A 7761-nucleotide genomic window follows, 5' to 3' on the forward strand; every position below is an offset into this window, starting at 1 on the left:
TGGCAAAAATCGGCGCCAGCAGCAGCGTGGCCGTCCATCGGCTGGGCAAATTCAAGACCGCCGCGCAGATGATCGCCATCCCCTGCCTGTTGTACTGGCAGCCCCTGGCCGGGGTGTCCACGCGCCTGGTCGGCCAGGTCCTGATCGTGGTCGCCGCCATTCTGACCGTCTGGTCGATGTGCTACTACCTGAAAAAGGCCTGGCCCGAGATCCGCGACCGCGCCTGACCGTGATCCGGTGATTACTGCCGCAGCGTGCGTGTCTGGCCGATGTCGGTGGGCGGGTGGCTGGCCCGCCAGGGGTTGATGTCCAGCCCGCCGCGCCGGGTATAGCGTGCGTAGACCAGCAGTTCTTCGGGTGCGCAGCGCGTCATGATTTCCCCATAGATCTTTTCCACGCACAGTTCGTGGAATTCCTGGTGCTGCCGCAGCGATACGATGTAGCGCAGCAACCCGGCATGGTCGATGCGCGGACCCGCATAGCGGATCTGCAGGCTGGCCCAGTCGGGCTGTCCGGTCACCGGACAGTTGGATTTCAGCAGTTCGGAAACCAGGACTTCGCGCACGAATGGAGCAGGCTGCGACAGGACCAGGCAATCGGGCCGGGGGGTCTGGGTGGCTTCGAAATCCAGATCCTGATCATCGATACAGGTACCGCGCAGCGGCGTGCAGCTGAGTTCGAAGGCCGGCCGCGCCGACAGGATCTCTACGTGCACGGGCTTGCCACAGGCCCGGGACAGGTCTGTGTGCAGGCGCTGGCGGACGATGTCTAGGTATTCGAAGCGTTCCTCGTTGTAGCTGTTCAGGTAGAGCTTGAGCGATTTGGATTCGATCAGCCTGGGGCTGTCCATGGGAACGGTGAAACGGCCGATGGCCACGACTGGCTTGCCCTTGGCGTTCAGCCAGGACAGTTCATAGGCGTTCCAGATGTCGGCACCGTGCGCTGCCAGGGGCAGGTCCATGCCGTCGCGCGTGTCGGCGCGCTCGATCGGGAACAGCAGGGCCGGGTCGTAGCGCGTCGAACCTGGGGTGGTGCGTCCCAGAGGGCTGGCGGAAAGTGCATCAGGGTTCATGGCGTGGCGGAAGGCGAGGCTGGTGCGTTGTGTCCGGGTCATCCTGGAGATCCAGGGTGACAGGGTGCCTCATTCTACCGCCGCCGTTTCTGCCCACGGATGAATTTTCCACATCATGATATTTGAGTTTCATAATATGAAAATGAAATGTTGCATTGCGTGTGCCGCCTTTTCATTTTAAGAAATTTAATTTCATAACATGGAATTAAATTATTATCTCATTGAATTTAAACAAGAAAATTTTGTGTCTTATATAAGATAGAAGTCATGTGTGCGGTGCACCATCGGCGTAGACTGTATCCCATCGTCGATTCCCTTTTTCTTTTCTCAGGAGTTCCATCATGACTTCACGCGAAACCAAAGTGCGCGACTTGCAACGCAGCTGGGCCGAGGATGCCCGCTGGCAAGGCATCAAACGGGGCTATGGCGCCGACGAAGTAGTGCGGCTGCGGGGCTCGGTGGTGGTGGAACACACCCTGGCACGCCGTGGCGCCGAAAAGCTCTGGGATCTGCTGCACACCGAAGACTTCGTCAATGCGCTGGGCGCATTGACCGGCAACCAGGCCATGCAGCAGGTCAAGGCCGGGCTGAAGGCCATCTATCTGTCGGGCTGGCAGGTGGCCGGTGATGCCAATATCGCCGGTGAGATGTATCCGGATCAATCCCTGTATCCCGCCAATTCCGTGCCCAGCGTGGTCAAGCGCATCAACAATTCCCTGACGCGTTGCGACCAGATCCAGTGGATGGAAGGCAAGAATCCGGGTGACGAGGGCTACATCGATTATTTTGCTCCGATCGTGGCCGATGCCGAGGCCGGCTTCGGGGGGGTGCTCAATGCCTTCGAACTGATGAAAGCCATGATCGAGGCGGGTGCCGCCGGTGTGCACTTCGAAGACCAGCTGGCCTCGGTCAAGAAATGCGGCCACATGGGCGGCAAGGTGCTGGTGCCCACCCGCGAGGCGGTGTCCAAGCTGGTGTCGGCGCGCCTGGCTGCCGACGTGCTGGATGTGCCCACGCTGCTGGTGGCGCGCACCGACGCTGAAGCCGCTGACCTGCTGACGAGCAACATCGACGAAAACGACGCGCCGTTCATCACGGGCGAGCGCACGGTCGAGGGCTTCTACCGGACCCGCGCCGGCTTGGACCAGGCGATTTCCCGTGGCCTGGCCTATGCGCCGTATGCCGATCTGATCTGGTGCGAAACCTCGACGCCCAATCTGGAATATGCACGCAAGTTTGCCGAAGCGATCCATCGCCAGTTCCCGGGCAAGATGCTGGCCTACAACTGCTCGCCTTCGTTCAACTGGAAAAAGAATCTGGACGATGCCACGGTGGCCAAGTTCCAGCGTGAACTGGGTGCCATGGGCTACAAGTTCCAGTTCATCACGCTGGCGGGCTTCCATGCCCTGAACTACAGCATGTTCGAACTGGCCCATGGCTACGCCCAGACGCAGATGAGCGCCTTCGTGGAATTGCAGCAGAAGGAATTTGCCGCGGCGGACAAGGGCTTCACGGCCGTCAAGCACCAACGCGAAGTGGGTGTGGGCTATTTCGATGCCGTGACCCAGACCATCGAGGGCGGCCAGTCGTCCACTACGGCACTGACGGGTTCGACCGAAGAAGCCCAGTTCGACCAGGCGAGCGAAACGCAAGTCGCCTGATCATGACCATTTGAGAGAGGGCAGGAGAGCGGGGGCTCTCCTGCGGTGTGCTTTTGGGAAGGCCTTGGCCTTCCCGTTTTTTTTGGGTGGAGGAGTATTTTTTGGGTGGAGGAGCATTGCGCGCTGCGTACCATGGGCGAGGGCGCACGGGTGTTATTGATCTACATCAATGTTTGCTCATGGTGGGCTGGCTATAGTTGGCCCATGCGCGCGCCTTCTCTCTTTACGCCTCCGCCGCACATGACCGACGCCATGCGCCGCGCCCGGCGGCACATGCTTGCCCGCACCGGGCTGGCCTGGCTGGTGATGATGCAGGTCATGATGCTGGCCTTTCCTGGCTATTTGCGTCACAGCGCCCGTGCGCCCGATGCGCAGCTGGCCCTGGAACAGGCCATCGTGCTGATGAACTGGCTCAGCCTGATCCTCTGTGTGCCGCTGATCCTGTATTGCGCCTGGCCGGTCTGGCGTGGTGCCTGGCATGATCTGTCGCGTCAGCGCATCGGCATGGACGTGCCGGTCGCGCTGGGCATTCTTGCGGCATTCGTGCCCAGCGTCGTCGCCACCTGGCGCGATGTGGGCGAGGTCTATTTCGATTCGGTGTCCATGTTCGTCGCCTTCCTGCTGACGGCACGTTTCCTGGAAACCTGCGCCCGCCAGGCCGTCAGCGGCCAGCCCCACGGGGCCAGGGACGCTGAATTGCTGCGATCCGCCGATCGGCTGGCTTTCTGGTTCGTCTGTATCCAGATCCTGCTGGCCATTCTGGTTGGCCTGTACTGGTGGAATGTCCAGCCTGACCAGGCGCTGGCCGTGACGGTGGCGTTGCTGGTCATGAGCTGTCCTTGCGCCATGTCCATGTCGGTGCCCGCGGCCCTGGCGGCCCGCCAGGCGGTGCGCTTGCGTACGGGGGCGGGTGACGGGGGCGATCCAGCCGTGCTGGATCGCGCGATGCGGCGCGTCGCACACCAGAATCTCTACGGCTCCCTGGCCTGGCACCTGCTGATGGTACCGTTGGCGGCCTGCGGCTGGGTGCAGCCCTGGCTGGCAGCCATCACCATGCTGTTGTCATCCCTGGCTGTCGCGGCCAACGCCTGGCGCCTGGCGCGCCCTGCGGCTGGCGGGACGGCCGGCCGTCAGTCGGCTGCGCAGCCGGTCTGAGGCCTGTCATGGATGCACTGTTCCTGCTTTTGCCGATTTCCCTGCTGTTCGTCCTGGGAATCGGTGTGGCGTTCTGGTGGGCGATCTTTTCCGGGCAGTTCGATGACACCCGGGATGCGGCGGTCGCCATCCTGGACGATGACGACCGTACTCACGCCAAATAATCTTGACTTGGATCAAGGACCTTTCGGGGTGGGTAGGGGATTATTCAGCTTCTCAAAAATTCACGCATTAACTTTGTTCTGAGGGGAACGCTTATGGGCATGACCGGCGCAGCCGGAACACCGGCCGAAACCTTCAATTACGGTGTCGTCAGGCAGTTCACCATCGCCACGATCTTCTGGGGCGTGGTGGGGATGGCCGTCGGCGTGCTGATTGCATCGCAGCTGATCTGGCCAGAATTGAATTTCAATATTCCGTGGCTCAGCTATGGGCGCTTGCGCCCACTGCACACCAACGGGGTGATTTTCGCCTTCGGCGGCAGCGCCCTGTTCGCGACGTCCTATTACGTCGTGCAGCGCACCTGTCAGGCCCGGCTGCTTTCCGACAAGCTGGCGGCCTTCACCTTCTGGGGCTGGCAGGCCGTACTGGTCGGTGCCGTGATCACGCTGCCCCTGGGCTATACCTCGACCAAGGAATACGCCGAACTCGAATGGCCTCTCGACATCCTGATCACGCTGGTCTGGGTGGCCTATGCCATCGTGTTCTTCGGCACGATCGCCAAGCGCCGTGTCAAGCACATCTACGTGGCGAACTGGTTTTTCGGGTCCTACATCCTGACGATCGCCATCTTGCACATCTTCAACAACCTGGAACTGCCAGTGTCGTTGTGGAAGTCCTATTCCGCTTACAGCGGGGTGCAGGATGCCATGGTGCAATGGTGGTACGGCCACAATGCCGTGGGTTTTTTCCTGACCACCAGCTTCCTGGGCATGATGTATTACTTCGTGCCCAAGCAGGCCGGGCGCCCGATCTATTCCTACCGTCTGTCGATCGTGCACTTCTGGGCGCTGGCCTTCACCTACATGTGGGCCGGCCCGCATCACCTGCTGTACACCTCGCTGCCTGACTGGACCCAGTCGCTGGGGATGGCGTTTTCGCTGATTCTGCTGGCGCCGTCGTGGGGTGGGATGATCAACGGCATCATGACCGTTTCGGGTGCCTGGCACAAACTGCGCACCGATCCGATCCTGAAATTCTTGGTGGTGGCGCTGTCTTTCTACGGCATGTCCACCTTCGAAGGCTCCATGATGTCCATCCGCACGGTCAATGCCTTGTCGCACTACACCGATTGGACGGTCGGCCACGTGCATTCCGGCGCCCTGGGCTGGGTGGCGATGATCACCTTCGGTTCGCTGTACTACCTGATCCCGCGTTTGTACGGCCGCGACAGCATGGCCCGGCCGGACTTCATCAACCTGCACTTCTGGCTGGCGACGCTGGGGGTGGTGCTGTATATCGCCGCGATGTGGATCGCAGGGGTGATGCAGGGCCTGATGTGGCGCGCCACGGGCGAGGACGGCATGCTGACCTACAGTTTCGTCGAGGTCGTCAAGGCCACCTATCCGTTCTATACCATTCGCCTGATCGGCGGCCTGCTCTTCCTGTCGGGCATGCTCCTGATGGCCTGGAACACCTGGCTGACGGTGCGCGGCCAGCCCCGGATCAATCCGGCGGTGCCTTTGGGCAGTCCGGATGCGCACGCCGTCCCCCAACCAGCCGTGCCGGCATCGGCCTAAGGAGTTGACCATGTCTGGTACCAAGAAACGCTTCTCCCATGAAATGCTGGAGCGCAACGTTGGTCTGCTGATCATTTTCAGCATCCTGGTGGTGTCGTTTTCCGGCCTGGTGCAGATCATTCCGCTGTTCTTCCAGCATTCCACCACGACGGCGGCCGAGGGCGTCACGCCCTACGAGGCCCTGCGGCTGGTGGGGCGTGACATCTACATTCGCGAAGGCTGTGTGGGCTGTCATTCCCAGCAGATCCGCAAGCTGCAGTCCGAGGTCCAGCGGTACGGGCCTTACTCCATTGCTGCGGAATCCGTCTACGACCACCCCTTCCTGTGGGGTTCCAAGCGTACGGGGCCGGATCTGGCCCGCGTCGGGCAGCGCTATTCCGATGAATGGCACCGCATCCACCTGCGCAATCCGCGCAATGTGGTCAAGGAATCCAATATGCCGGCCTATCCCTGGTTGCAGAAGAACACGGTCGAGGGGGCGGATGTCCAGGCGCGCATGAAGGTCCTGCGCACGCTGGGTGTGCCCTACACGGACGAGGAAATCGCCGCTGCGCCCGAACAGCTCAAGGGCAAGACCGAAGAAGACGCGATCGTGGCCTATCTGCAAGGCCTGGGCGTGGGTGGACGCGCTGCTGCGCAGCAGTCCATGATCGACGGAGGACACTGACATGCTCGGCATCATCAACGGGATCATGACCGTGCTGGCGATGGCGACGTTCGCCGGAATCGTGTGGTGGGCCTGGTCGGCGCATCGCGCCGAGGCCAACCGGCAGGCGGCCCTGCTGCCCTTCGCCTTGCCCGAGGAATATCAGAACGACAAGACCACCGGGGAAACAAATGAGTGATTTCGTCAGCAGCTTCTGGAGCTATTACATCGCGGTCGTTGCGCTGGGCGGTATTGCCTGGTGTGTGTACCTGTTGTTTTCCCAGCGCGCCTGGCTCAAGCGCAATGTGGCACAAGTCGAAAATACCGGCCACGTCTGGGACGGCGACCTGACCGAACTGAACAATCCCGTGCCGCGCTGGTGGACGGTGATGTATCTGGGTCTGTGCATCTTCGCGTTGGGATACCTGGTGCTGTATCCGGGGCTGGGCAGCTGGAAGGGCACGCTCGGTTTTACTTCCGGGCAGCAGGTTCTGCAGGAACAAGCGGAATTCAACGCGCGTATCCAGCCTGTGTACGAGCGCTTTCGCGACATGCCCATTCCGGACATTGCGCGTGACGCCCAGGCGCAGGATATCGGCCAGCGTCTGTTCCTGAACAACTGTGCCCAGTGCCACGGGTCGGATGCCAAGGGCAGCCGCGGCTTTCCCAACCTGACCGATGGCGACTGGCTGTACGGCGGGGCACCGGAACAGATCCTGCAAACCATCACGGAAGGACGCCATGGAGTGATGCCGGCCTGGGGTGCGGCAATCAAGCCCGACGAGGCTTCCGCCATCGCCCAGTATGTGCGTTCATTCTCCGGGCTGGCCCACGATCCGCTGCGCATCAATGCCGGCAAGCGGGGGTTCGAGACCTATTGCGTCGCCTGCCACGGGATTGATGGCACGGGCAATCAGGCCTTGGGGGCGCCGAACCTGACCGACGATGTCTGGCTGTATGGCAGTTCCGAGGCCACGATCGTCGAGACCATCCTGAACGGTCGTGACAATCAGATGCCGGCCCAGAAACAGAACCTGACGCCCGAGCAGATCCGTCTGTTGGCGGGCTGGGTCTGGGGTCAGTCCAACCGTTAGTCAGCCGGCCTGCCCCTTTGCGGGGCAGGCCGATCGCTCCATCCGATTCATAAGGGCCTGTCACACAGACACAGACCAGCTATATACGACAGAGGACACCATGCAGAAGGACCCCCCACAACAGGCCGAGACGCAGACACCGTGCGATGTTCCGGCCTGGCAGCCTGCGCGCAGAGTCCGCAAGGGCTCGGGGGGCGGGGCTTCACCCCAGGTCGAGAAGGCGCTGGCCGACGTCCGTTCCAAGATCTATCCCCGGTCGGTTCAGGGGAATTTCGCGCGGATTCGCGTGCTGATGGTGTTTCTGACTCAGCTGATTTTTTACGGTCTGCCGTGGGTCCAATGGAGCGGCCGCCAGGCCGTCTTGTTCGATCTGGGGGCGCGCAAGTTCTATCTG

The 7761-nt window shown here is 61.6% G+C and carries 9 protein-coding genes and 1 pseudogene; 9 read left to right on the forward strand and 1 reads right to left on the reverse strand.

The genetic code is table 11. The annotated features are described in order from the left end of the window. A partial coding sequence (locus RBR29_RS09195; RefSeq protein ID WP_336623772.1) for a CDP-alcohol phosphatidyltransferase family protein occupies nt 1-227 on the forward strand: 227 nt, incomplete at its 5' end. A gap of 14 nt (nt 228-241) precedes the next feature. Here RBR29_RS09195 and queF read toward each other — a convergent pair. Next, nucleotides 242-1072, reverse strand: coding sequence for an NADPH-dependent 7-cyano-7-deazaguanine reductase QueF (gene queF, locus RBR29_RS09200; RefSeq protein WP_320348769.1), 831 nt, complete (start codon nt 1070-1072; stop codon nt 242-244). A gap of 341 nt (nt 1073-1413) precedes the next feature. Here queF and aceA point away from each other — a divergent pair, with 341 nt between their 5' ends. The 8 genes and pseudogenes from aceA to RBR29_RS09240 all read left to right on the forward strand — a co-directional run. Then, nucleotides 1414-2733, forward strand: a complete 1320-nt coding sequence (aceA, locus tag RBR29_RS09205; protein WP_320348762.1) for an isocitrate lyase — start codon at nt 1414-1416, stop codon at nt 2731-2733. 204 nt (nt 2734-2937) lie between these two features. Continuing rightward, the gene (locus tag RBR29_RS09210; RefSeq protein ID WP_320348763.1) at nt 2938-3888 is read left to right on the forward strand and encodes a hypothetical protein; all 951 of its coding nucleotides are present in this window, start codon (nt 2938-2940) and stop codon (nt 3886-3888) included. A gap of 8 nt (nt 3889-3896) precedes the next feature. Next, complete coding sequence (gene ccoS, locus RBR29_RS09215) at nt 3897-4052, forward strand: cbb3-type cytochrome oxidase assembly protein CcoS (protein WP_320348764.1); 156 nt, start codon at nt 3897-3899, stop codon at nt 4050-4052. A gap of 93 nt (nt 4053-4145) precedes the next feature. Next, nucleotides 4146-5627: a cytochrome-c oxidase, cbb3-type subunit I gene (ccoN, locus tag RBR29_RS09220; protein ID WP_320348765.1), complete on the forward strand. Its 1482-nt coding sequence runs from the start codon at nt 4146-4148 to the stop codon at nt 5625-5627. A 10-nt stretch (nt 5628-5637) separates the two neighbouring features. After that, nucleotides 5638-6294: a cytochrome-c oxidase, cbb3-type subunit II gene (gene ccoO, locus RBR29_RS09225; RefSeq protein WP_320348766.1), complete on the forward strand. Its 657-nt coding sequence runs from the start codon at nt 5638-5640 to the stop codon at nt 6292-6294. Nucleotide 6295: 1 nt separating this feature from the next. Then, the gene (locus tag RBR29_RS09230) at nt 6296-6472 is read left to right on the forward strand and encodes a CcoQ/FixQ family Cbb3-type cytochrome c oxidase assembly chaperone (protein WP_320348767.1); all 177 of its coding nucleotides are present in this window, start codon (nt 6296-6298) and stop codon (nt 6470-6472) included. Beyond that, the gene (ccoP, locus tag RBR29_RS09235) at nt 6465-7367 is read left to right on the forward strand and encodes a cytochrome-c oxidase, cbb3-type subunit III (protein ID WP_320348768.1); all 903 of its coding nucleotides are present in this window, start codon (nt 6465-6467) and stop codon (nt 7365-7367) included. Before RBR29_RS09230 ends, ccoP begins: the two co-directional genes overlap by 8 nt. 100 nt (nt 7368-7467) lie before the next feature. Then, nucleotides 7468-7761 (forward strand): annotated as a pseudogene (locus RBR29_RS09240) (cytochrome c oxidase accessory protein CcoG); the annotation flags it as partial.

Source organism: Castellaniella sp. (genome assembly GCF_034007085.1).
Classification (GTDB): domain Bacteria; phylum Pseudomonadota; class Gammaproteobacteria; order Burkholderiales; family Burkholderiaceae_B; genus Castellaniella.